We start from the raw sequence: 21,001 nt of genomic DNA, 5'->3' as shown, positions 1-21,001 counted from the left end.
CGGATGAACTCGGCCCTCTGCCGGAAGCTCGGCATCGAATTCCCGCTTTTCGCCTTCAGCCATTGCCGCGACGTGGTGGCCGCCGTCAGCCGCGCGGGCGGAATGGGCGTGTTCGGGGCGGTGCTTTACACGCCCGACCAGTTGAGGACCGAATTGGAATGGATCGACGCCCATTGTGGCGGCAAACCCTATGGCGTCGATCTGATCGTGCCCACCTCGCTGCAGCGGCAGGAGGAGGGCGGCCCGTCGGACGAGCAACTGCTGGGCGCGCTGCCGCGCGAGCATCTGGAGTTCGTGGAAAGCGTTCTGGCCCGGAACGGCGTTCCCGCGGATGACCTTGCCGAACGGCGCAGGGCGCTGTTGCATGTCTCGCACAACCTCAACACCGCGGGCGCGGAGGAGATGCTGGACGTGGCGTTTTCCTTTCCGGTCCGGCTGATCGCCAACGCGCTGGGCACGCCGCCGCAGATCATGCTGGACCGCGCCCGCGAGGCCGGCGTGACCGTGGCCGCGCTGGTGGGATCGAAGAAACATGCCGAGCGGCAGATCGCCGCCGGGGTGGACATCCTGGTGGCCGCAGGCGGCGAGGCCGGCGGTCATTGCGGCGAGGTCTCGACGATGGTGCTGGTGCCCGAGGTGGTGTCGGTCGCGGGCGACACGCCGGTTTTGGCGGCGGGCGGCATCGTCACCGGCCGCCAGATGGCCGCAGCCGTGGCGATGGGCGCGGCGGGGGCCTGGTGCGGGTCGGTCTGGCTGACCACGGCCGAGGGCGAGCCGGGCCAGCGGATCAAGGACAAGATGCTGGCGGCCTCCTGCTCCGACACGATCCGGTCGCGGTCGCGCACCGGCAAGACCTCGCGCCAGCTGCGTTCGGCCTGGACCGAGGCGTGGGAGGCGGGCGGTCCCGATCCGCTGCCGATGCCGCTGCAGTCGCTGATTTCGGAACCGGCGCTGGGCAAGATCGAGAAGCTGGCCGAAGGCGGGCACGAAGGCGCGGCCGATCTGGCGACCTACTGGGTCGGACAGGGGGTCGGGCTGATGAACCGGATGACCTCGGCCGGAGCGGTCGTTCAGGAATTCAAGCAGGACTATCTGGACGCCGCCGAGCGGCTGATGGCCACCTTGGAGGAGTAGGGATGGAACAGGCACGGGATTTCCTGGAGGAAAGCGAGGCGCTGCACGCGGTTCTGGCAAACGTGACCGGCGATCAGTGGGATACGGTGACCCAGTTCAAGGGCTGGACGCTGAACGACGTGTTGGTTCACCTGCATTTCTGGAACGGGATGGCCGAACTGTCGCTGACCGACGAGACCGCGTTTCAGGCGCGCGTCGCCGAAACCTTTGCTGGCATCCGGTCCAGCGGGTTCCGCGCCACCGAAAACGCGATGGTCCCCGAGCGGGGCGAGGACCTGCGCGCGGCCTGGCGGTCGCTTTACACGCAGATGGGCGAAAGCTGGGCCCGGCTCGACCCACGTCGCCGGGTGAAATGGGCCGGCCCCGAGATGTCGGTGCGTTCCTCCATCACCGCGCGGCAGATGGAGACCTGGGCCCACGGGCAGGAAGTGTTCGACATCCTCGGGGTCGAGCGGTGGGAGACGGACAGGATCAGGAACATCGTGGTGCTGGGGGTGAACACCTTTGGCTGGTCCTTTAAGGTGCATGGCCGCGACGCGCCCGAGGTCATGCCCCGGCTGGAGCTGACCGCGCCATCGGGCGCGCGTTGGGAATACGGCGAGCCCGGCGAGAACCGGATCAGCGGCCCGGCGGTCGATTTCGCGCGCGTGGTCGCGCAGACCCGCAACATCGCCGACACGTCGCTGCGGGTCGAAGGCCCCATCGCGGCCGAATGGATGTCGATCGCCCAGTGCTTTGCGGGCGGTCCCGAGACGCCGCCGGCCATGGGCGCGCGCCACAGGACCGGCGGCTGAGACCAAAGGACGTTGCGTTGCGCGGTCAGGACGCCGCGTCACTCGGATTGGCTTGAATCGGCGGCGATTGTAGCCTGCGGGCAATCTCAGCTTGGAGCAACGCAACATGTCTCTTTTCACCAGCACCGCATCGTGGGTCACCGACGAGCACCGGATGTTCTCCGAGATGGCGGGCCGTTTTCTGGACGACGAACTCGTGCCGAACATCGAAGCCTGGGTCGACAACGGCGTGGTCGACAGGGCGTTCTGGCGCAAGGCCGGCGAAACCGGCCTGATGGCCGGATCGATCCCCGAGGAATTCGGCGGGGTCGGCGGCGGCATGGGCTTTGACGCCGTGACCATCTACGAACAGACCTCGCGCGGGGACGCGGGCTGGGGCTATGGCATCCAGTCCATCGTGACCCATTACATCACCGCCTATGGCAGCGACGACCAAAAGGCGAAATGGCTGCCCAAGCTGGCCTCGGGCGAGATGGTCGGCGCCATCGCCATGACCGAGCCCGGAACCGGGTCCGACCTGCAGGCGGTGCGCACCACCGCCGAGAAGGACGGCAACAGCTACCGGATCAACGGCTCCAAGATCTTCATCACCAACGGCCAGAGCGCCGACCTGGTCATCGTGGTGGCCAAGACCGACAAGGGGCAGGGCGCCAAGGGCGTCTCGCTGATCGCCGTGGAAACCGAGGGCGCCGAAGGCTTCCGCCGGGGCCGCAACCTCAAGAAGCTGGGCATGAAGGCCAACGACACCGCCGAGCTGTTCTTCGAGGACGTGAAGGTGCCGATGACCAACCTGATCGGGCCGGAAGAGGGGCAGGGATTCTACCAGCTGATGAAACAGCTGCCGTGGGAGCGTTTGACCATCGGCATCATGGCGCTGGGCGCGATCGACTTCGCCATCGCCGAGACGGTGAAATACGTGCAGGAGCGCAAGGCCTTCGGCCAGCGGGTGATGGATTTCCAGAACACCCGCTTCAAGCTGGCCGAATGCAAGACCAAGGCCGAGGTTCTGCGCAGCTTCGTCAACGACTGCATCGCCAAGCTGGAACAGGGGCAACTGGACGCCGCCACCGCGTCGATGGTGAAATACTGGGGTTCAGAGGTGCAGAACGAGATCATGAACGAATGCCTGCAACTGTTCGGCGGCTACGGCTTCATGATGGAATACCCCATCGCCCGCCTCTACGCCGACGCCCGCGTGCAGATGATCTATGGCGGCACCAACGAGGTGATGAAGGAACTGATCGCGCGGTCGATGGACGTGTGAGGGGGCGGCGGCGGGCTCCTGCCCGCCGTTCGCATCACGGGCGGTGCCGGTGGTCCAAGGCCGTCATCGGCAGAGAGGGCCGCTGCGGCGACGGGCCGTATCGAAATGAAAGTGCCCCTTGTGAAACCGATCCGAGTTCGGGCCCAGCACCGTGCCAAACAGACCGCAAGCGCCGGCGTGCAGCTTGCGCAAAACGTCGCCCGAGTCTTCTGCGTTCCACCCGTTGCCAACGGTGATCTCGGTGCCGTCCCACAGCACAAAGGCGGATATGTCGATTGCCCGGCCCCTGGCATGCTCGGAAATTCGGGCGCGAGGCAGGTTGTTCTGCGTCCGGCAGGAATAGTGCCCGGCCAGACGCAGGCCCTTCAAGCCACCGCCTTGGTCCGCAAAAGCAGGTTTGGCCGTGGTTTCGATCCACGTCTTGAGCGTAACCGCAGTCATGCAATCCATCAGCGCAAGCTGGCTGAGGTAGACGTCGGAAACCCTGCGGACCCGAACAGGGTCGGCAATTCCGCATCCTCGATATTTCCCTGAAAAAGACTTGAGTGTCTCACCCAAAATCGTCCAATCGCCACACACCGCACCGCGCTGGCGCATACGTTCACGTCCAAGGGCGAAATTGCGAAACTTGCAGGGCCGCAGCGCGGGCCTCGGTGAAATCACGACCTCTTGCCAAGGTGCAGCGGCGACTGTCGCGGATGCCTCTCCTGGAAGCATGGCAGCGCCGCCAACCGGCTCATACGCAAGAAGGTGGGACGGATGCGCGAGCGGACTTTCGGCGCAATCCGGTTCGGCACCCGCCATGTTTGCGCAAAGCATCAATGAGGCGACCAAAACCCGCATCAGATCGACTTCTCGCGTCGCAAGCGCAACGCATCTGCATTCCGACCGGCGTTGCGGGCTTCACGGCAATTGCGGAGGTTGGCGGTGAAACAGGCCTGCACCAGACGGACTTTTGTTGAGTGCCAAGCACAGCTTCGCTTCTTCATCGGTACTGAATTCTCCGTGACCAGCGATCGTTTCACAAGAATGATAAGAAGATTTGACCCCACGGGTTCAACAACTTTTTCGAATTGTTCGCCGTGAAGCCCGGTGCCTGCTGACGTCCGTTCCGCTATGGGATTGGAGCCGCGCCCAGGAAAACTTGCCAACTTTCCAGGTAGTGCTCGACCTTCTTCCTTCGTCTTGATCACCGCAATTCAGTCAGCAGGGGGCGCTACCCCCTCTCCCGCGGCACGTCCGCAGAGGATTCCGGCAACTGTCCCTCCAACCACCTGCGAAACGAAGCCAGCGGCGCCGGTTCCGCACGGTCCTGCGGCCAGACGAGGTAGTAGTCGCCAAGGCTGACGGCCGGTCCCCGCCAGGCCGGGACCAGACGGCCGGTTTCCAACTCGGCCGTGATCAGGTAGCTGGGCAGCAGCGCCACGCCCAGGCCGTGGATCGTCGCCTGAATCATCGTCGAGAACTGGTCGAACAGCATCCCGCGCAGGCCCGGCGCGTCCAGCCCCTGCGCGGCGAACCACCGCTCCCAGGCGTCGGGCCGCGTGTCCAGATGCAGCAGGGGCGCGGTCAGCAGCCAGTCCGGGCCGTCCGCATCCTGCGCAAGGTCCGGCGCGCAGACCGGAACCACCTCTTCGCGCATGATCCGCAGGTGGTTCACCCCGGCCCAGTCCCTGCGGCCGAAATGGATCGCCGCGTCGAAGGGCTCGGCGGCGAAATCGAAGGGCTTCAGGCGCGTGCTCAGGTTTACCGTCACCTCGGGGTGCCGCCGCGCGAAATCCTGCAGGCGCGGGGCCAGCCAGTGCATCCCGAAGGCGGGCAGGATGGACAGGTGCAGCGAGCCGCCGGTCGGGTTCGCCTTGAGCTTGAGTGACGCCTGCGCCAGTTGCTGCAACGCCGCGCGGGCGGTTTCGACGTATTCCCTTGCCGCCGGCGTCAGCTGCAGCCGCATCTGCGTCCGCTGGATCAGGGCGACGCCCAGTTGTTCCTCCATCACCTTCAACTGGCGGCTGATGGCGCTTTGGGTCAGCGACAGTTCCTCGGCCGCCGCCGAGGCGCTGCCGAGCCGGTCCACCGCTTCGAGCGCAAGCAGGGACGAGATCGAAGGCAGGAAACGGCGGGGCGCGATCATATGATTTATCCTCATACCTTGTAAAAGGAATATCACTGGCATTCGCATTGATCCAGCGCGATGAAGGGCGGAAACGGCCAGGGTTGCACAGCGAGGATGCCATGACCATTCAGAACAGCTTGGGCGGGTTCCGCCGGGCCGGGCGGCTTGACGGGATCGAACTGTCTGAAATCGTGCGGATCACGGAACGCGCGGCGCAACTGCGGGCGCAGGGCGTGGACGTGATCGCGCTCAGCACCGGCGAACCCGATTTTCCGACGCCGCCGCACGTGGTCGAGGCCGCGCACCGGGCGGCGCAGGACGGGCAGACCCGTTACCCGCCCACCGCCGGAACGCCCGCGCTGCGCGCCGCCATCGCCGCCGAGGCCGGGGCGGAGCCCGCGAACGTGATCGTCTCGACCGGGGCCAAGCAGGTGCTGGCGGGCGCGTTCCTCGCCTCGCTCGATCCGGGCGACGAGGTGATCGCCGCCGCGCCGTTCTGGACCAGCTATGCCGACATGGTGAAACTGGCCGGCGGTGTGCCGGTGGTGCTGGACTGCCCGCCTGCGCAGGGGTTCAAGCTGACGCCGGTCCAGTTGGAGGCGGCGATCACCCCGCGCACCCGCTGGCTGCTGCTCAACACGCCGTCGAACCCCACGGGCGCGGTCTATTCCAAGGCCGAACTGCAGGCGCTGGGCGCGGTGCTGGAAAGGCATCCCCAGGTCTGGGTGATCTCGGACGAGATCTATCGGCATCTTGCCTATGTCCCCTTCACTCCGTTCGTTCAGGCGGTTCCCGCGCTGGCGGGCCGTACCCTGACGGTGAACGGCGTTTCCAAGGCCTATTCCATGACCGGCTGGCGGATCGGCTGGGGCATCGGCCCCGCGCCGCTGATCAAGGCGATGGTCGAGGTGCAGGGACAGATCACCTCGGGCGCCTGCTCCATCGCGCAGGCGGCGGCGCTTGCCGCGATCACCGGTCCGCAGGATCTGCTGGCGGAACGCCGGGCCGAGATGCGGGCGCGGCGCGACCTGGTGGTCCGGGGGCTGAACGACGCCGGGCTCGATTGCGCGCTGCCGGACGGGGCGTTCTACGCGTTCCCGAGGACGCCGGCGAAAATGCCGGTGGATCACGAATTCTGCCGGTACCTGCTGGACGAGGCGGGCGTTGCGCTGGTGCCTGGGCGGGCCTTCGGGATGCCTGGGCATTTGCGCCTGTCCTTCGCCTATGCCACGAAAAGCCTGCAAGAAGGGCTGCGCCGCATCGCGGACGCGACCGCCAAACTGTAATCGACCAGATACCGGGGACATGTGATGGACCGCGCCCAGATCGTTCACGAGAACTTCCTTTCCCGGGTCGCCAGCCGCGACCTGCCGGGCGGCGCGCCGCCGCTGCCCGGGCTGAGCAACCCGGAGGCGGTGGCGCTTTACCGCGCGCAGGTGCTCAGCCGCGCGCTGGACCGCACCAGCCGGGCGATGCAGAAGGCGGGGCAGGGGTTCTACACCATCGGCTCGTCCGGGCACGAAGGCATGGCAGCGGTGGCCCATGCCCTGCGCCCGACCGACATCGCCTTCCTGCACTATCGCGACGCGGCCTTTCAGATCGCCCGCGCCGATCAGGTGCCGGGCCAGCAGATCGCCTGGGACATGCTCTTGAGCTTTGCATGCTCCAGCGAGGATCCGACCTCGGGCGGGCGGCACAAGGTTCTGGGGTCCAGGGCGCTGACGATCCCGCCGCAGACCTCGACCATCGCCAGCCACCTGCCCAAGGCGGTCGGCGCGGCCTACAGCCTTGGCGCGGCGCGGCGGCACCCGCCCGAGCATCGGCAGCTGCCCGAGGACGGCATCGCCATGTGCTCTTTCGGGGATGCCTCGGCGAACCATTCGACCGCGCAGGGGGCGATCAACACGGCGGGCTGGACCAGCGTGCAGTCCATTCCGCTGCCGCTGCTCTTCGTCTGCGAGGACAACGGCATCGGCATTTCGGTGAAAACGCCCAAGGGGTGGATCCAGGCGTCGATGCAGCACCGGCCCGGGATCAGGTATTTCCAGGCCAACGGGCTGGACATCTTCGAGACCTACGCGGTGGCGCGGCAGGCCGCCGACTATGTCCGCACCCGCCGCAAGCCCGCCTTCCTGCACCTGAAGACCGTGCGGCTCTATGGCCATGCGGGGGCCGACGTTCCGACCACCTATCTCAGCAAGGTCGAGGTCGAGGCCGACGAGGCCAACGATCCGTTGCTGCACAGCGTGCGCCTGCTGGACCAGGCCGGGGCGCTGTCGCCCGATCAGGCGCTTGAGATCTACAAGGACACCTGCGCACGCACCGACCGCATCTCGGCGCAGGCCGCGACCCGCCCGCATCTGGCGAACGCGCAGGAAGTCGCGGCCAGCCTCATCCCGCCGAAGCGGGTCTGCAAGCCCACCAACGGCCCCGGCGCCGAGGCGCGCGCCGCCGCGTTCGGCGGCGACCTGCGGGCGATGGAGGATCCGCAGCCGATGAGCCGCCTGATCAACTGGGCGCTCACCGACCTGATGCTGGAACATGGCGAGATCGTCTGCATGGGCGAGGATGTGGGCCGCAAGGGTGGCGTCTATGGCGTCACGCAGAAGCTGCAGCAGCGTTTCGGCCCCGACCGGGTGATCGACACGCTTCTGGACGAACAGTCCATCCTCGGCCTCGCCATCGGCATGGGGCACAACGGGTTCGTGCCGATCCCGGAAATCCAGTTCCTCGCCTATCTGCACAATGCCGAGGATCAGATAAGGGGCGAGGCGGCGACGCTGCCGTTCTTTTCCAACGGCCAGTTCACCAACCCGATGGTGCTGCGCATCGCCGGGCTGGGCTATCAGAAGGGCTTTGGCGGACATTTCCACAACGACAACTCGCTGGCGGTTCTGCGCGACATTCCGGGCGTGATCATCGCCTGCCCGTCCAGCGGGGCGGACGCCGCGCAAATGCTGCGCGAATGCGTGCGGCTGGCGCGCGAGGAGCAGCGGGTGGTGGTGTTCCTGGAACCCATCGCGCTTTACCCGATGCGCGATCTGCACGAGGCGCAGGATGGCGGCTGGATGACGGTCTATCCCTCACCCGATCAGCGGATCGGGCTGGGCGAGATCGGCGTTCACGGCGACGGCAAGGATCTGGCGATCGTGACCTACGGCAACGGCCACTACCTGTCCAGGCAGGCGCTTCCCGAACTGCAGGCCGCCGGGCTGAAGACCCGGATCATCGACATGCGCTGGCTGGCCCCGCTGCCCGCCGAGGCGCTGCTGGAGGCCACCAAAGGCTGCAAGCACGTGCTGATCGTGGACGAATGCCGCCGCACCGGTAGCCAGTCCGAGGCGCTGATGACGCTGTTTGCCGAACAGTCCGGCATTCCCGCCGCCCGCGTGGTGGCCGAGGATTGCTTCATCGCCACCGGCCCCGCCTATGCCGCCCCGCTGCCGTCGAAAGACGGCATCGTCGCCGCCGCCCTCAGCCTGACCGGAGCCGCGAAATGACCCGCACCGCCGTCGTGATCTGCCCCGGACGGGGCACCTACAACAAGTCCGAACTGGGCTACCTGCACCGCCACCACGCGGACCGGATGGACCTGTTTCGCGAATTCGACGTCATCCGCGCCGAAACCGGGCAGGAGGCGGTGACCGAACTGGATGGCGCGAACCGGTTCTCGGTCGCCCGGTATTCGCGCGGCGACGTGGCCTCGCCCCTGATCTACGCCGCGTCGCTGGCCGATGCGCAGGCGCTGGCGGACGACATCGAGGTGGTCGCGGTCACCGGCAACTCGATGGGCTGGTACATCTCGCTAGCCGCCGCCGGGGCGCTGTCGCCCGAAAACGGCTTCCGGGTCGTCAACACGATGGGCACTCTGATGCAGGAGCACCTGATCGGCGGGCAACTGGTCTATCCCTTCACCGCCGAGGACTGGGCCGACGACCCGGCGCGCAAGGCCGAAATTCTGGTCGACGTGGCGCGGATCGACGCCCTGCCCGACCATGACCTTGCGCTGTCGATCGATCTTGGCGGCATGGTGGTCCTGGCAGGGAACGAGGCGGGGCTGAAAGCCTTCGAGGCGTCGCAGCCCGTTGCGCAGGAGCGTTTCCCGATGCGGCTGGCCAACCACGCGGCCTTTCACACCCGTTTGCAGGCGCCTGTCGCGGCCGAAGGCCGCGCGCGCCTGCCCGCCGGTCTGTTCGGCCAGCCCGACCTGCCGCTGATCGACGGGCGCGGCAAGATCTGGTGGCCTTGGGCGACCGACACCGGCGCGCTGTGGGACTACACGCTGGGGCATCAGGTGACCGAGCCCTACGATTTCACCCGCGCCGTGCAGACGGCGGCCCGCGAATTCGCGCCCGACCTGTTCATCGTCACCGGCCCCGGCAGCACGCTGGGCGGCGCGGTGGCGCAGTCGCTGGTGCTGGCGAACTGGCACGGCATGTCCGACAAGGCCGGGTTCAGGAAACGCCAGGACGAATCCCCGCTTCTGGTTTCGATGGGCCGGGAGGATCAGAGGGCCCTTGTCACCGGCTGAGCAGTTCTGAAATGTGCCCGCGACGTGAAGGAAAGGCCGACTCGCGATGACCGACCATGCCCAGAGCCTCTGGAAAGAGACCAGCCGCGAGCGGGTCGAAACGCCCGTCCTGAACGGTGAGGTCACGGTGGACCTCGCCGTTATCGGCGGCGGCTACACGGGTTGTTCGGCGGCCCTCAATGCGGCGCAGGCCGGGGCGTCGGTCTGTCTGCTCGATGCGCGCGAGATCGGGCATGGCGGCTCGGGCCGCAATGTCGGGCTGGTCAATGCCGGGCTCTGGCTGCCGCCGGAGGATATTCGCGCGCATCTGGGGCGCGGCCCGGCGGATCGGCTGATCGACCTGCTGGCAGCGGCCCCCGCCGAGGTGTTCCGGCTGATCGAAACGCATGGGATCGACTGCGAAGCGGTGCGGAACGGCACCTTGCACCTGGCGCATTCGCCGTCGGGGCTGCGGGATCTGGAAACCCGCCGGGCGCAGCTTTGCGCGGCGGGGGCGCCGGTCCAGCTGTTGCCGGCGGAGGAAACCGCCCGCCGCACCGGCAGCGCCGCCTTTCACGGCGCCCTGTTCGACCCCCGCGCGGGAACGATCCAGCCGCTGGCCTATGTGCAGGGGCTGGCGCGGGCCGCGGCCGCAGCCGGTGCGCATATTCACGCGCAAAGCCCGGTTCTTGAACTGCGGCACGACGGCGATCTATGGCATCTGCGCACGCCGCGCGGATCGGTCAGGACCAGGGCGCTGATCCAGGCGACCAACGCCTATCACACCGGCCTTGCCGCCACGGCGCAGAACTACGTGCCGGTCTACTACTTCCAGCACGCGACCGCGCCTCTGGCGGAGGATCTGCGCGCTTCGATCCTGCCGGGCGGCGAAGGCTGCTGGGACACCGGGTTGATCATGACCTCCTTCCGCATGGATCAGGCCGGGCGGCTGGTGATCGGGGCGATGGGTGATCTGGGTCATGCCGGCAGCTTTGCCCACCGGGGCTGGATCCGCCGCAAGCTGGCCGAGATCTTTCCGGCGCTTGCCGGTCAGCCCCTGGACCAAGGCTGGCACGGCCGCATCGCGATGACGTCGGACCACATTCCCAAGATCGTCCGGATCGGGCCGAACGCGCTGTCCGCGCACGGGTATTCCGGGCGCGGCATCGGACCCGGCACGGTGTTCGGCCGGATGATGGCCGAAAGCCTGCTGAACGATGATCCGGCGCGCCTGCCGCTGCCGGTCTCGGACGAACACCGGGAAAGCTGGACAGGCGTGCGCCGCGCCTTTTTCGAAACCGGCGCGGCGCTGACCCATCTGGTCAAGGCGCGTCTCTAGCGGTCAGACCGAGCGCGTGATGCCGCCATCCACCCGGATGTTCTGCCCGGTGACATAGCCGCCGCCTTCGGAGGCGAGAAAGGCGATGACCGCGGCGATCTCGTCATAGCTCCGGCCGTAGCGGCCCATGGGGATGCGGGCGCGGAACTCTTCCTTCTCCGGCAGGCTGTCGATGAAGCCGGGCAGGACGTTGTTCATGCGGATGTTGTCGGCGGCGTATTTGTCCGAGTAGAGCTTGGCAAAGGCCGCCAGCCCGGCGCGGAACACGCCCGAGGTCGGGAAGACCGGATCGGGCTCGAAGGCCGCGAAGGTCGAGATGTTGATGATCGCACCGCCGCCCTGTTTCTGCATGATCGGTGTCACCAACCGCGTGGGGCGCACCGCGTTGAGGAAATAGACCTCCATCCCCTGGTGCCAGTCCTCATCGGTCAGCTCAAGCACCGGCGCGCGGGGGCCGTGGCCAGCCGAATTGACCAGCACGTCGATGCGGCCCCACTCTGCCATCGCCGCATCGACGAGCCGCTGCAGATCGTCGTTCGACCGGTTCGAACCGGTGACGCCGACGCCGCCCAGTTCCTTTGCCAACGCCTCGCCCTTGCCGGACGAAGACAGGATCCCGACCTTGAATCCATCCGCCGCCAGCCGCCGCGCCGCATCCGCCCCCATGCCGCTGCCGCCGGCAGAGATCAGGGCCACTTTGTCAGTCATGTCGGAACTCCTTTTTCCAGTGCGGGGAATGTGACGCCTTTCCCGCCGTTTGACCAATCAGTTCTGCTGCGGTAATCCTGTAGAAATCCTACAGGGTGAATTCATGCCGACGCTCCCGCCCCTGAACGCCCTGCGCGCCTTCGAAGCCGCCGGGCGGCACCTGAATTTCCGGCTGGCGGCCGACGAGATGGGCGTGACCCAGGGTGCCGTGGCGCAGCAGGTCAGGGGGCTCGAGGCGCGGCTTGGCGTGCAGCTTTTCGACCGCCTGCCGCGCGGGTTGCGCCTGACCGAGGCGGGGCGCCGGTTTCACGCGCCGCTGCGCCGCGCCTTCCGCCTGATCGAGGAAGCAGCCGGGGACCTGCACGGGGAACGCGGCCTGACCATCTCGGTCACGCCCAGCTTCGCCGCAAAGTGGCTGGTGCCGCGCCTGGGCGATTTCACCGAACGGCATCCGGACATTGCGGTGCAGGTGGACGCCGGCGAACGCCTAGCCAATTTCCAGAGCGACGGCATCGACATCGCGGTCCGGCAGGGGCGCCCGCCCTTTGGGCCGGGGCTGGTGGCCGAGCCGCTGTTCGGCACCGAATACGTGGTGGTGTGCAGTCCGGACCTGGCCGCGCGCATCTCCGGCCCCGGAGACCTGGTGCGGCAGGTGCTGCTGAACGACGCCCACGGGCTGTGGCCGCTGTTCCTGGAGCGGCTCGGCGCGTCCGGCAAACCGCGGATGATGAACTTCAGCCAGACCAGCCTGGCGATCGACGCGGCGGTTGCCGGGCAGGGGTTCGCGCTTGCCAATGCGCCGCTGGTGTCGTCGGAGCTGGCGTCGGGCCGGCTGGTGCGGCCCCTGCCGGACAGCCTCAGCACCGATCCCGGCTTCTACATCGTCGCGCCGCGCCAGCCACGCCAGCCGGACCTGGTCGCGGCCATGCGCGACTGGCTGAAATCTCAGGGCTGAAGCCCGGCCGCGATCCCTTCGATCCTGTCCCGCAGCCACCGATGCGCCGGGTCTCCGGTCGAGCGTTCGTGCCAGACCATGTAGATCGGCACCGATTCGCAGTCGAAGGGCAGGGGCGCGCAGTCGAGCACGGCCAGCGGACCCTTCTTCATCAGGGCGGTGTCGGTGGAAATCAGGTCGCTGCCCCTGACGAAGGACGGGATGGCGTTGAAATGCGGCAGGGTGACGGTGGGTGGCCTGATCTGGCTTCTGTCCACGCCGCGCATGACCATGCTGGCGCTGCGCCCGTCGGCAAAGCGCACCTCGACATGTTCGGCGGCGCAATAGTCCTCCCAGCTTTGCGGCGGCGCGCGGCGGCCGGCGTCGTAATAGACCATCAGCGGGCTGGTCAGCAGCCGCTTCTGAAAGATGTCCGGCCCGTCGGGCGGCAGCGGCGTCAGCATCATCTGGCACCTGTCGTTCCGCAGGATGGTCGCGTCGGGCACACCTGACGGCACGAAGTTCAGCCGCAGCCGGATCCCCTCGGCGCGGGCCGCGTTCAGCAGGTCCGGAAAGATCAACTCGCGCTGCAGGTCGTTTGCGGCGATCCGGAACCGCATCTCTTCGCCAAGCGGGTCGAAGGGCCGCCCGTCGGTCAGCGCGCGCATCCCGTCCAGCACCCGTTGCACCGGGTCCTTCAGCGCCAGCGCCCGCTCGGTGGGCATCAGCCCCTGGCCCGAGCGCACGAACAGCGGGTCGCCCAGAACCGCCCGCAGCTTGGACAGCGTGTGGCTGACCGCCGATTGGGTGACGCCCAACCGGTCGGCGGCCCGGGAGACCGAGCTTTCCTCGAGAATGGTCAGAAAGGCACGCAGGACCTTGCCGTCGAGATCGGTGAAATCGATTTTGCTCATGTCATATATGATTAATCATGAATGGTTTTGCTGTCCATTTCCGGCTAGGTGAATGGCGGCAACAGGAGCACGCGATGGGTATCCGCTTTTTCTCGGACAGGAACCGGCCCGTCAACATGGGACATTACCCGCTGGAGCGGCTTGAGCGGCGGGGTGCCGTGCCGGACCTGTCGGGTGTGCCGCCCATGGCGGAACTCGGCTTTCATCGCCCCGAGCGGCCGGACAGCATCGTCAACGCGATGGGCGAGTTCCAGGCGATGATGGACGCGATCCGCGACGGGTTCGTCAACCCGGCCAGGGCGGAAATTCCCGGCGATCCGGTGGAACGCGCCAACCATCTGAAAGCCTTCGGCTATTTCAACGATGCCTCGATGATGGGCTGCGGCCCGCTGCCGCCCGAAGCCCTGCTGGCCGTACCGCGCCGCAACCCTGACATCGACCGGCTGGCCCATGCGCTGAAGACCCGCCAGACCAAGACGCTGGCCTCGGGCATCGACCTGATCATGGCCGACCTCAAGGACAGCATGGAGGCCGAGCCCGCCTCGATCGACGGCCACAGGCACGCGATCGTGTTCCTCTACCAGCACAACCGCGACCCGGACCCGGACGAGCCGGGCTCCGACTGGATCCTCGATGCGCAGGATCACCGCGCCTGCCTGCTGGCGACCGAAAACGCGGTGGTGATCGCCAACTACATCCGCCTTTTGGGTTTCGATGCGCGGGCGCATACCGCAACCTCGTCGGATGTCGATCTGGGCAGGCTGGCGGTGGCGGCCGGGTTGGTCTCGGACGAGGGCGGCAGGCTGGTCGCGCCCTGGCTGGGCGAGCGGTTCGGCCTTGCGGCGGTGACGACCACGATGGAGATCGCCCATGACCGGCCGCTGGCGCCCATGTCGCAGCAGCCCTGGTTCCGCACGCAAGGCCCGGCCTGGTGGCTGGGCAAGGGATTTGCCAGGAACGCGCTGAACTGCGACCCCTATGCCAGACGCCGCTACAGGGACGGGACGCATCCGTTCGAAAAGCTCAAGCGGGTCGAGAACCCGACCACCTACATCGACGAGGCCAACGTGGCGCGCGTGCCGAAACGCGCCGACATGTTCGCCCGCGCCCAGTTCGGCGACATGGGCAAGGCGGTGCAGGACGGGGCCAGGGGCGGCCATTACGCCCGCAAGGCCGCGCCCAGCTTTGCCCAGCGGCGGGCGCTGGGGGCGTTCGTGCTGCTGCAGGACGGCGACAGCGCAGCCGTCCCGAAACCCACAGACGCCGAACGCAACGCGGCGAACGTCAAGGCGGCAAGCTATTTCCTGGGCGTCGATGCGGTCGGCCTCAGCCGCTGCCCGGACTGGACGTGGTATTCGCACGACGCCACCGGTGAAAGGATCGTGCCGCCCCACGACCAGGCGGTCAGCATGATCATCGACCAGGGTTACGAGACGATGGAAGGCGCGTCGGGCGACGACTGGATCAGCGTCGCCCAGTCGATGCGCGCCTATCTGCGGTTTTCGCTGCTGGGCGGCGTGATCGCGCAGCAGATCCGCAACCTCGGCTACAAGGCCAAGGCGCATACGGTGATGGATGGCGAGGTGCTGCAGCCGCCGCTGCTGCTGCTTTCCGGTCTGGGCGAGGTCAGCCGCATCGGCGAGGTCATCCTGAACCCCTATCTCGGCCCGCGCCTGAAATCCGGCGTGGTGACGACCGACATGCCGATGAGCCATGACCGGCCCATCGACTTCGGCCTGCAGAAATTCTGCGAGGCTTGCAACAAATGCGCGCGGGAATGCCCGTCGGGGGCGATCACCGCCGGACCGAAGCTGATGTTCAACGGCTACGAGATCTGGAAATCCGACAGCCAGAAATGCGCCACCTACCGGATCACCACCCCGGGCGGCGCGATGTGCGGGCGCTGCATGAAGACCTGCCCGTGGAACCTCGAAGGGCTGTTCGCCGAACGCCCCTTCCGCTGGGCCGCGATGAACATTCCCGCCGCCGCGCCGGCGCTGGCGAGGCTTGACGATGCCGTGGGCAACGGTGGCCTCAACGACGTCAAGAAATGGTGGTGGGATATCGAGTTGCAGCCGGACGGCGCCTATCGTCCGTCCCAGCACCCGCTGAACCGGCGCGGCCTGCAACGGGATCTGGACCTGAAATACGAGGATCAGACGCTGGCTGTCTATCCCGCCCCCCTGGCGCCGCACCCCTGGCCCTATCCTTTCGCGATGGACCGCGAGGCCGGGATCGCCGCCTATCAGGCGTTGGTGACGGCCGATGAGTACAAGGCCCGGCTGGCTGCCGGCGACATTTCGGTCGTGCATCGCTACCGGATCGCGGGCGACGCGCCGGTGATGCGGGTCGAACTGGCCCGGGTCGAGAAGATGACCGCGGACGTGAGCAAGTACGAGTTCAAAGCGCCGAACGGCGTGCCGCTGCCGGAATGGACGGCGGGCGCGCATCTCGACGTCCTGGTGGCGCCGGAATTCCTGCGCCAGTATTCGATGTCCGGCGACCCGTCCGACCGGTCGAAATACCAGATCGGCGTCCTGCGCGAGGATGCCGGGCGCGGAGGTTCGGCCCTGCTGCACCGGATCTTCAGCGAGGGGCGCAAGGTCTTCATCTCGAAGCCCATCAACCATTTCGAACTGGACGAGACGGCAGCGAAAACCTTCCTGATGGGCGGCGGCATCGGCATCACGCCGATGATCGCCTTCGCGCACCGCCTGCACAGCCTGGGCGCCGAGTTCGAGCTGCATTACTCGGCCAGCACGCGGGCGGCGGCGGGATACCTGGATGACCTCGCCGATGCGCCTTGGGCGGATCGGGTGCATTACCATTTCTCCGACGAAGGGACGCGCGCCGATCTGGATGCCGTCTTGGCGGGATACCGGGATGGCTGGCACGTCTACACCTGCGGGCCGGACCGCTACATGGACGGCGTCATTCAGGCGGCCGAGCGGCAGGGCTTTCCCGAAGAGGCGCGGCATCTGGAGTATTTCTCGGTTCCCGAACAGCCGGACTACTTGAATCGCCCCTTCACCCTGAAACTGGCCCGGTCCGGCCGCGCGCTTGCGGTGCCAGAGGACAAGGATGCCGCCCAGGTGCTGAACGAGGCGGGGATTCACGTGGACGTCAAATGCTCTGACGGCATCTGCGGGGTCTGCAAATGCGGCCTGATCTCGGGTGAAGTCGAACATCGCGATTTCGTTCTGTCGAAGAAACAGCGCGAGCGCGCGATCATCCTCTGCCAGAGCCGCGCCGCCACCGAGAACGGCGTGATCGAGATCGACCTCTAGCGCCCCGGCGCGGTCGCGGCCGGACCCCCCGCATGGTCCGGAAACGACATTCCGTTGCGAAAAAAACCGTCGTTCATGTCATGGACGCGGCGGATTTGCTGCACTAACGTCCCCCAAAACTCAGATGAACTCCTGATCCACAGGTGCGAGGTAAGATCATGGACTACCACAGCCCCGCCAGTTTCGCCGAGGCTTCGGCGCTGGCCGCCAAGGCGACCGGCACGACCCGCTTTCTTGCCGGCGGAACCGATGTTCTGGTGCAGCTGCGCTCGGACATCGTGACGCCCGATACGCTGATCGACATCAAGAAGATCGGCGGCGTGCGCGACATCACCCGGAACGCTGACGGAAGCTGGACCATCGGCGTCGCAGTGACCGGCGCCGAAATGAGCGAACACCCCGAGCTGGGCCGCGAATGGCCCGGCCTGGTCGAGGCGATGGACCTGATCGGCTCGACCCAGGTTCAGGGCCGCGCGACGCTGACCGGCAACCTGTGCAACGCCTCGCCCGCGGCGGACGCCGTGCCGGCGATGGTCGCCGCCGAGGTGACGATCAGCGTGACCGGCCCGGACGGCGTCCGCGAGGTGCCGGTCGAACAGATCCCGACCGCGCCGGGCCGCACCTCGCTGGCCAAGGGCGAGGTGGTCTCGGCGGTCAACGTGCCGGCGCGCGGCGCCAATGGAGGCGACGCCTACCTGCGCTTCATCCCCCGCACCGAAATGGACATCGCCGTCGTGGGCTGCGGGGTGAACCTGCGGCTGGACGGTGAGACGATCACCGAGGCGCGCGTGTCGCTGGGGGCCGTGGCGCCGACCGTTCTCTTGGTCGAGGACTGCGCCAAGGCGATCCTCGGCACCACGCTCGACGAGGCGGCGCTGGACGCCCTGGCCGCGGCGGCCTCGGCGGCCTGCAATCCGATCAACGACAAGCGCGGCACCATCGAGTTCCGGACCGAGGTCGCGGGCGTCCTGGCCAAACGCGCGGCCAGGATCGCCTATGCCCGCGCGAAGGGAGAAAAAGCATGAGCAAGATCCACGTATCCACCACCGTCAACGGTGACGCGGTCGATTACCTCTGCGACCCGCGCGAGACCCTGCTTGACTGCCTGCGCGACAGGCTGAACCTGACCGGCGCCAAGGAAGGCTGCGGCACCGGCGACTGCGGCGCCTGTTCGGTCACGGTCGATGGCCGCCTCGTCTGTTCCTGCCTGATGCTGGGGGTCGAGGCCGAGGGCAAGAAGATCGAAACCGTCGAAGGCATGGCGGACGGCGACGTCCTGCACCCGCTGCAGAAGAAGTTCATCGAACATGCCGCCCTGCAATGCGGCATCTGCACGCCCGGGGTTCTGGTCGCGGCCAAGGCGCTGCTGGAAAAGAACCCCGACCCGACCGAGGAGGAAACCCGGTACTGGCTGGCCGGCAACCTGTGCCGCTGCACCGGATATGACAAGATCATCCGCGCCGTGATGGATACGGCGGCGGAAATGCGGGAGGCTTCGTGATGGCGCTCGATGACCGTAAATCCGAGTTCAAGTTCGTAGGCACCCGGCCCGACCGTCCCGACGGTCTGGACAAGGTGACGGGCCGGGCCAAGTTCGGCGCCGATGCCCATGCGCCCGGAATGCTGCACGGCGCGATCCTGCGCTCGCCGCACGCCCATGCGCGGATCGTCAGGATCGACACCTCCAGGGCCGAGGCGCTCAAGGACGTCAAGGCGGTGGTCACCCGCGCCGATTTCTCGGACAAGGTGGCGTTCAAGCCGGGCCTCAAGGGCGAATTCTGGAACGTTCTGGAAAACGTCATGGCGGGCGAGAAGGCGCTTTATGACGGTCATGCGGTGGCGGCGGTGGCCGCGACCTCGGCGCTGGCGGCGCGCGATGCGCTCAAGCTGATCGAGGTGGAATACGAGGTGCTGCCGCATGTCACCGACGTGGACAAGGCGATGCAGCCGGACGCGCCGGTGATCCGCGAAGGCGCCGCCGACTATTCGGTGCCCGAGGGGATGCATCCGAACGTGGTGCGCTATCACGAAAGCGGACATGGCGATGTCGAGGCCGGATTCGCCGAGGCGGACCTGGTGATCGAGGACCATTTCGTGACCGAGGCCACCCATCAGGGCTATATCGAACCCCACGCCTGCCTCGCCACGCTGGGCAATGACGGCAAGGGCGAGCTGTGGTGCTGCACGCAGGGGCACTGGATCGTGCAAAAGACCTGTGCGGCGCTTTTGGGCATCGAGACCTCGCAGCTGCGCGTGACCGCATCGGAAATCGGCGGCGGCTTCGGCGGCAAGACCACCGTGTTCATCGAACCGGTGGCGCTGGCGCTGTCGCGCAAGGCCAACCGACCGGTGAAGCTGGTGATGAGCCGGTCCGAGGTGTTCCGCGCCACCGGACCGACCGCCTCGGCCTCGATGGATGTCAGGATCGGCATGAAGAAGGACGGCACCATCACCGCCGCCCAAGGGGTCTTCCGCCTGCAGGGCGGCGCTTTCCCCGGCGCGCCGGGCGACATGACCGCCATGTGCGCCTTTGCGCCCTACCACCTGACCAACGTGCGGCAGGTCGGCTATGACGTGATGACCAACCGCCCGAAACAGGCGGCCTATCGCGCGCCGGGCGCTCCGATGGGGGCCTTTGCGGTGGAATCGGTGATCGACGAGCTGTGCAACAAGCTGGGCCTCGACCCGATCGACGTGCGCCTCAAGAACGCCGCGCACGAGGGCACCAAGGCCAGCTACGGCCCGCGCTACGAACGCATCGGCCTGGTCGAGACGCTGGAGGCCGCCAAGGCGCATCCGCATTACTCGGCGCCGCTGAAGCCGGGGCAGGGCCGCGGCATCTCCTGCGGGTTCTGGTTCAACCACGGCGGCGAAACCAGCGTGTCGCTGGCGCTGTCCGAGGACGGCTCGGCGCAGGTCATGGTGGGCACGCCCGACATCGGCGGCTCGCGTGCGTCGATGGCGCTGATGGCGGCCGAGGTTCTGGGCATCCCCTACGAGAACATCCGCGTCACCGTCGCCGACACCGCAACGCTGGGCTACAACGACGTGTCGCACGGCTCGCGCGTGACCTACGCGTCCGGCCTGGCGACGATCAAGGCGGCGCGCAACGCGGTCGAGAAACTGTGCGAGCGCGCGGCGGCGAAATGGGGCATCCCGGTCGATGCGGTGAAATGGGAAAACGGCTGCGCCGTGCCTTCGGGCCCCAACGCCGGCGATTTCGACCCGATGCCGCTGGCCGAGATCACCGCCAGCATGGGGCGCACCGGCGGGCCGATCTCGGGCCATTTCGAGGCGACGCCCGAAGGGGCGGGCGTATCCTTCGGCACCCATATCGTCGATGCCGAGGTCGACCGCGAGACCGGCAGGACCACGATCACCCGCTACACCGTCATTCAGGACGCGGGCAAGGCGATCCACCCGGCCTATGTCGAAGGCCAGTACCAGGGCGGCGCGGCGCAGGGCATTGGCTGGGCGCTGAACGAGGAATACATCTATGGCGAGGACGGGCGGCTGCAGAACTCGATCTTCCTCGACTACCGCATTCCTGTCGCCAGCGACCTGCCGATGATCGACACGGTGATCGTCGAAGTGCCCAATCCGGGCCACCCGTTCGGCGTGCGCGGCGTCGGAGAGACCGGCATCGTGCCGCCGCTGGCGGCCATCGCCAACGCGGTGTCGAACGCGGCGGGCCTGCGGATGCGCCAGCTGCCGATGTCGCCGCCGCGCGTTCTGGCGGCCCTGAAAGGCAATGGTTGAGGTCCATCTCTGGTCCGGCCTCCGGTCCTTGACCGGGGGCCGCGAGGTGGTGGAGGTCGAGGCCTCCAACACCGGCGAGTTGCTGCGCGCACTGGTCCGGGCCTATCCGCAGCTCGAGGGGCCGATCGACGCGGGTGTGTCCGTGGCCATAGACGGGCGCGTCATCGCCAGCGGCCTGACCGAACCGATCCCCGAGGGCAGCGAGGTCTACCTGATGCAGCGTCTCCGGGGCGGGTAGGGACTTC

18 protein-coding genes are annotated in these 21,001 nt (G+C 67.3%); 13 read left to right on the top strand and 5 right to left on the bottom strand.

Translation table 11 applies throughout. The annotated features are described in order from the left end of the window. Positions 1-3: 3 nt before the first annotated feature. The 3 genes from FGK63_RS03080 to FGK63_RS03070 all read left to right on the top strand — a co-directional run bounded on the left by FGK63_RS03080 (position 4) and on the right by FGK63_RS03070 (position 3,192). The gene (locus FGK63_RS03080; protein WP_138840117.1) at positions 4-1,134 is read left to right on the top strand and encodes an NAD(P)H-dependent flavin oxidoreductase; all 1,131 of its coding nucleotides are present in this window, start codon (positions 4-6) and stop codon (positions 1,132-1,134) included. A gap of 2 nt (positions 1,135-1,136) precedes the next feature. Beyond that, positions 1,137-1,928 (top strand): TIGR03084 family metal-binding protein, encoded by a 792-nt coding sequence (locus FGK63_RS03075; RefSeq protein WP_138840116.1) that lies wholly within the window; start codon positions 1,137-1,139, stop codon positions 1,926-1,928. A 106-nt stretch (positions 1,929-2,034) separates the two neighbouring features. Beyond that, on the top strand, positions 2,035-3,192 hold the full coding sequence (locus FGK63_RS03070) for an acyl-CoA dehydrogenase family protein (RefSeq protein WP_138840115.1): 1,158 nt from the start codon (positions 2,035-2,037) through the stop codon (positions 3,190-3,192). A 63-nt stretch (positions 3,193-3,255) separates the two neighbouring features. Here the strand turns inward: FGK63_RS03070 and FGK63_RS03065 are convergent, their stop codons facing one another. From FGK63_RS03065 to FGK63_RS03055, 3 genes are read right to left on the bottom strand one after another with little or no spacing between them, the layout of a single operon-like run. Further along, positions 3,256-4,035 carry an extensin-like domain-containing protein gene (locus FGK63_RS03065; RefSeq protein ID WP_138840114.1) on the bottom strand — a complete coding sequence of 260 codons (780 nt, stop codon included), beginning with the start codon at positions 4,033-4,035 and terminating at the stop codon, positions 3,256-3,258. After that, positions 4,035-4,385 (bottom strand): hypothetical protein, encoded by a 351-nt coding sequence (locus FGK63_RS03060; protein WP_138840113.1) that lies wholly within the window; start codon positions 4,383-4,385, stop codon positions 4,035-4,037. The genes FGK63_RS03065 and FGK63_RS03060 overlap by 1 nt, the downstream gene beginning before the upstream one ends. A 23-nt stretch (positions 4,386-4,408) precedes the next feature. Next, on the bottom strand, positions 4,409-5,323 hold the full coding sequence (locus FGK63_RS03055; RefSeq protein ID WP_138840112.1) for a LysR family transcriptional regulator: 915 nt from the start codon (positions 5,321-5,323) through the stop codon (positions 4,409-4,411). A 101-nt stretch (positions 5,324-5,424) separates the two neighbouring features. Between FGK63_RS03055 and FGK63_RS03050 the strand changes: the two genes are divergently transcribed. The 4 genes from FGK63_RS03050 to FGK63_RS03035 are packed head-to-tail and all read left to right on the top strand — an operon-like array spanning position 5,425 to position 11,154. Next, on the top strand, positions 5,425-6,591 hold the full coding sequence (locus tag FGK63_RS03050; protein WP_138840111.1) for a pyridoxal phosphate-dependent aminotransferase: 1,167 nt from the start codon (positions 5,425-5,427) through the stop codon (positions 6,589-6,591). Positions 6,592-6,615: 24 nt separating this feature from the next. After that, the gene (locus FGK63_RS03045; RefSeq protein ID WP_138840110.1) at positions 6,616-8,805 is read left to right on the top strand and encodes a dehydrogenase E1 component subunit alpha/beta; all 2,190 of its coding nucleotides are present in this window, start codon (positions 6,616-6,618) and stop codon (positions 8,803-8,805) included. Continuing rightward, positions 8,802-9,836: an ACP S-malonyltransferase gene (locus FGK63_RS03040; RefSeq protein WP_138840109.1), complete on the top strand. Its 1,035-nt coding sequence runs from the start codon at positions 8,802-8,804 to the stop codon at positions 9,834-9,836. The genes FGK63_RS03045 and FGK63_RS03040 overlap by 4 nt, the downstream gene beginning before the upstream one ends. Positions 9,837-9,882: 46 nt before the next feature. After that, positions 9,883-11,154 (top strand): NAD(P)/FAD-dependent oxidoreductase, encoded by a 1,272-nt coding sequence (locus FGK63_RS03035; RefSeq protein ID WP_138840108.1) that lies wholly within the window; start codon positions 9,883-9,885, stop codon positions 11,152-11,154. Between the two features lie 3 nt (positions 11,155-11,157). On the opposite strand, the gene FGK63_RS03030 is transcribed toward FGK63_RS03035, so the two are convergent. Further along, entirely contained in the window at positions 11,158-11,862 is a 705-nt protein-coding gene (locus FGK63_RS03030; protein WP_138840107.1) for an SDR family oxidoreductase, read from the bottom strand. A 103-nt stretch (positions 11,863-11,965) separates the two neighbouring features. On the opposite strand from FGK63_RS03030, the gene FGK63_RS03025 reads away from it, so the two are divergent. After that, positions 11,966-12,817: a LysR substrate-binding domain-containing protein gene (locus FGK63_RS03025; protein ID WP_138840106.1), complete on the top strand. Its 852-nt coding sequence runs from the start codon at positions 11,966-11,968 to the stop codon at positions 12,815-12,817. On the opposite strand, the gene FGK63_RS03020 is transcribed toward FGK63_RS03025, so the two are convergent. Then, complete coding sequence (locus FGK63_RS03020) at positions 12,808-13,710, bottom strand: LysR family transcriptional regulator (protein ID WP_138840105.1); 903 nt, start codon at positions 13,708-13,710, stop codon at positions 12,808-12,810. The genes FGK63_RS03025 and FGK63_RS03020 overlap by 10 nt on opposite strands. 74 nt (positions 13,711-13,784) lie before the next feature. On the opposite strand from FGK63_RS03020, the gene FGK63_RS03015 reads away from it, so the two are divergent. The 5 genes from FGK63_RS03015 to FGK63_RS02995 all read left to right on the top strand — a co-directional run bounded on the left by FGK63_RS03015 (position 13,785) and on the right by FGK63_RS02995 (position 20,994). Next, positions 13,785-16,997, top strand: coding sequence for a reductive dehalogenase (locus tag FGK63_RS03015; protein ID WP_138840104.1), 3,213 nt, complete (start codon positions 13,785-13,787; stop codon positions 16,995-16,997). A 158-nt stretch (positions 16,998-17,155) separates the two neighbouring features. Next, positions 17,156-18,022 carry an FAD binding domain-containing protein gene (locus FGK63_RS03010; protein ID WP_138840103.1) on the top strand — a complete coding sequence of 289 codons (867 nt, stop codon included), beginning with the start codon at positions 17,156-17,158 and terminating at the stop codon, positions 18,020-18,022. Then, a complete protein-coding gene (locus tag FGK63_RS03005) occupies positions 18,019-18,498 on the top strand; it encodes a (2Fe-2S)-binding protein (protein WP_138840102.1) in 480 nt (159 codons plus the stop codon). Before FGK63_RS03010 ends, FGK63_RS03005 begins: the two co-directional genes overlap by 4 nt. After that, positions 18,498-20,756, top strand: coding sequence for a xanthine dehydrogenase family protein molybdopterin-binding subunit (locus tag FGK63_RS03000; RefSeq protein ID WP_138840101.1), 2,259 nt, complete (start codon positions 18,498-18,500; stop codon positions 20,754-20,756). Before FGK63_RS03005 ends, FGK63_RS03000 begins: the two co-directional genes overlap by 1 nt. Then, positions 20,749-20,994, top strand: coding sequence for a MoaD/ThiS family protein (locus FGK63_RS02995; protein ID WP_138840100.1), 246 nt, complete (start codon positions 20,749-20,751; stop codon positions 20,992-20,994). The genes FGK63_RS03000 and FGK63_RS02995 overlap by 8 nt, the downstream gene beginning before the upstream one ends. Positions 20,995-21,001: the final 7 nt, after the last annotated feature.

Source organism: Ruegeria sediminis, assembly GCF_005938215.1.
Taxonomy (GTDB): Bacteria; Pseudomonadota; Alphaproteobacteria; order Rhodobacterales; family Rhodobacteraceae; genus Ruegeria; species Ruegeria sediminis.
Note: the sequence above shows the minus strand (reverse complement) of the source record. Positions and strands in the feature narration are given on the sequence as shown.

Excerpts from the sequence above, each read along its gene's own strand:
- FGK63_RS03065 (WP_138840114.1), bottom strand. The coding sequence starts at position 4,035 with ATGCGGGTTTTGGTCGCCTCATTGATGCTTTGCGCAAACATGGCGGGT.
- FGK63_RS03015 (WP_138840104.1), top strand. The coding sequence starts at position 13,785 with ATGGGTATCCGCTTTTTCTCGGACAGGAACCGGCCCGTCAACATGGGA.
- FGK63_RS03025 (WP_138840106.1), top strand. The coding sequence starts at position 11,966 with ATGCCGACGCTCCCGCCCCTGAACGCCCTGCGCGCCTTCGAAGCCGCC.
- FGK63_RS03035 (WP_138840108.1), top strand. The coding sequence starts at position 9,883 with ATGACCGACCATGCCCAGAGCCTCTGGAAAGAGACCAGCCGCGAGCGG.
- FGK63_RS03030 (WP_138840107.1), bottom strand. The coding sequence starts at position 11,862 with ATGACTGACAAAGTGGCCCTGATCTCTGCCGGCGGCAGCGGCATGGGG.
- FGK63_RS03055 (WP_138840112.1), bottom strand. The coding sequence starts at position 5,323 with ATGATCGCGCCCCGCCGTTTCCTGCCTTCGATCTCGTCCCTGCTTGCG.
- FGK63_RS03070 (WP_138840115.1), top strand. The coding sequence starts at position 2,035 with ATGTCTCTTTTCACCAGCACCGCATCGTGGGTCACCGACGAGCACCGG.
- FGK63_RS02995 (WP_138840100.1), top strand. The coding sequence starts at position 20,749 with ATGGTTGAGGTCCATCTCTGGTCCGGCCTCCGGTCCTTGACCGGGGGC.
- FGK63_RS03020 (WP_138840105.1), bottom strand. The coding sequence starts at position 13,710 with ATGAGCAAAATCGATTTCACCGATCTCGACGGCAAGGTCCTGCGTGCC.
- FGK63_RS03005 (WP_138840102.1), top strand. The coding sequence starts at position 18,019 with ATGAGCAAGATCCACGTATCCACCACCGTCAACGGTGACGCGGTCGAT.
- FGK63_RS03050 (WP_138840111.1), top strand. The coding sequence starts at position 5,425 with ATGACCATTCAGAACAGCTTGGGCGGGTTCCGCCGGGCCGGGCGGCTT.
- FGK63_RS03010 (WP_138840103.1), top strand. The coding sequence starts at position 17,156 with ATGGACTACCACAGCCCCGCCAGTTTCGCCGAGGCTTCGGCGCTGGCC.
- FGK63_RS03000 (WP_138840101.1), top strand. The coding sequence starts at position 18,498 with ATGGCGCTCGATGACCGTAAATCCGAGTTCAAGTTCGTAGGCACCCGG.
- FGK63_RS03045 (WP_138840110.1), top strand. The coding sequence starts at position 6,616 with ATGGACCGCGCCCAGATCGTTCACGAGAACTTCCTTTCCCGGGTCGCC.
- FGK63_RS03040 (WP_138840109.1), top strand. The coding sequence starts at position 8,802 with ATGACCCGCACCGCCGTCGTGATCTGCCCCGGACGGGGCACCTACAAC.
- FGK63_RS03080 (WP_138840117.1), top strand. The coding sequence starts at position 4 with ATGAACTCGGCCCTCTGCCGGAAGCTCGGCATCGAATTCCCGCTTTTC.
- FGK63_RS03075 (WP_138840116.1), top strand. The coding sequence starts at position 1,137 with ATGGAACAGGCACGGGATTTCCTGGAGGAAAGCGAGGCGCTGCACGCG.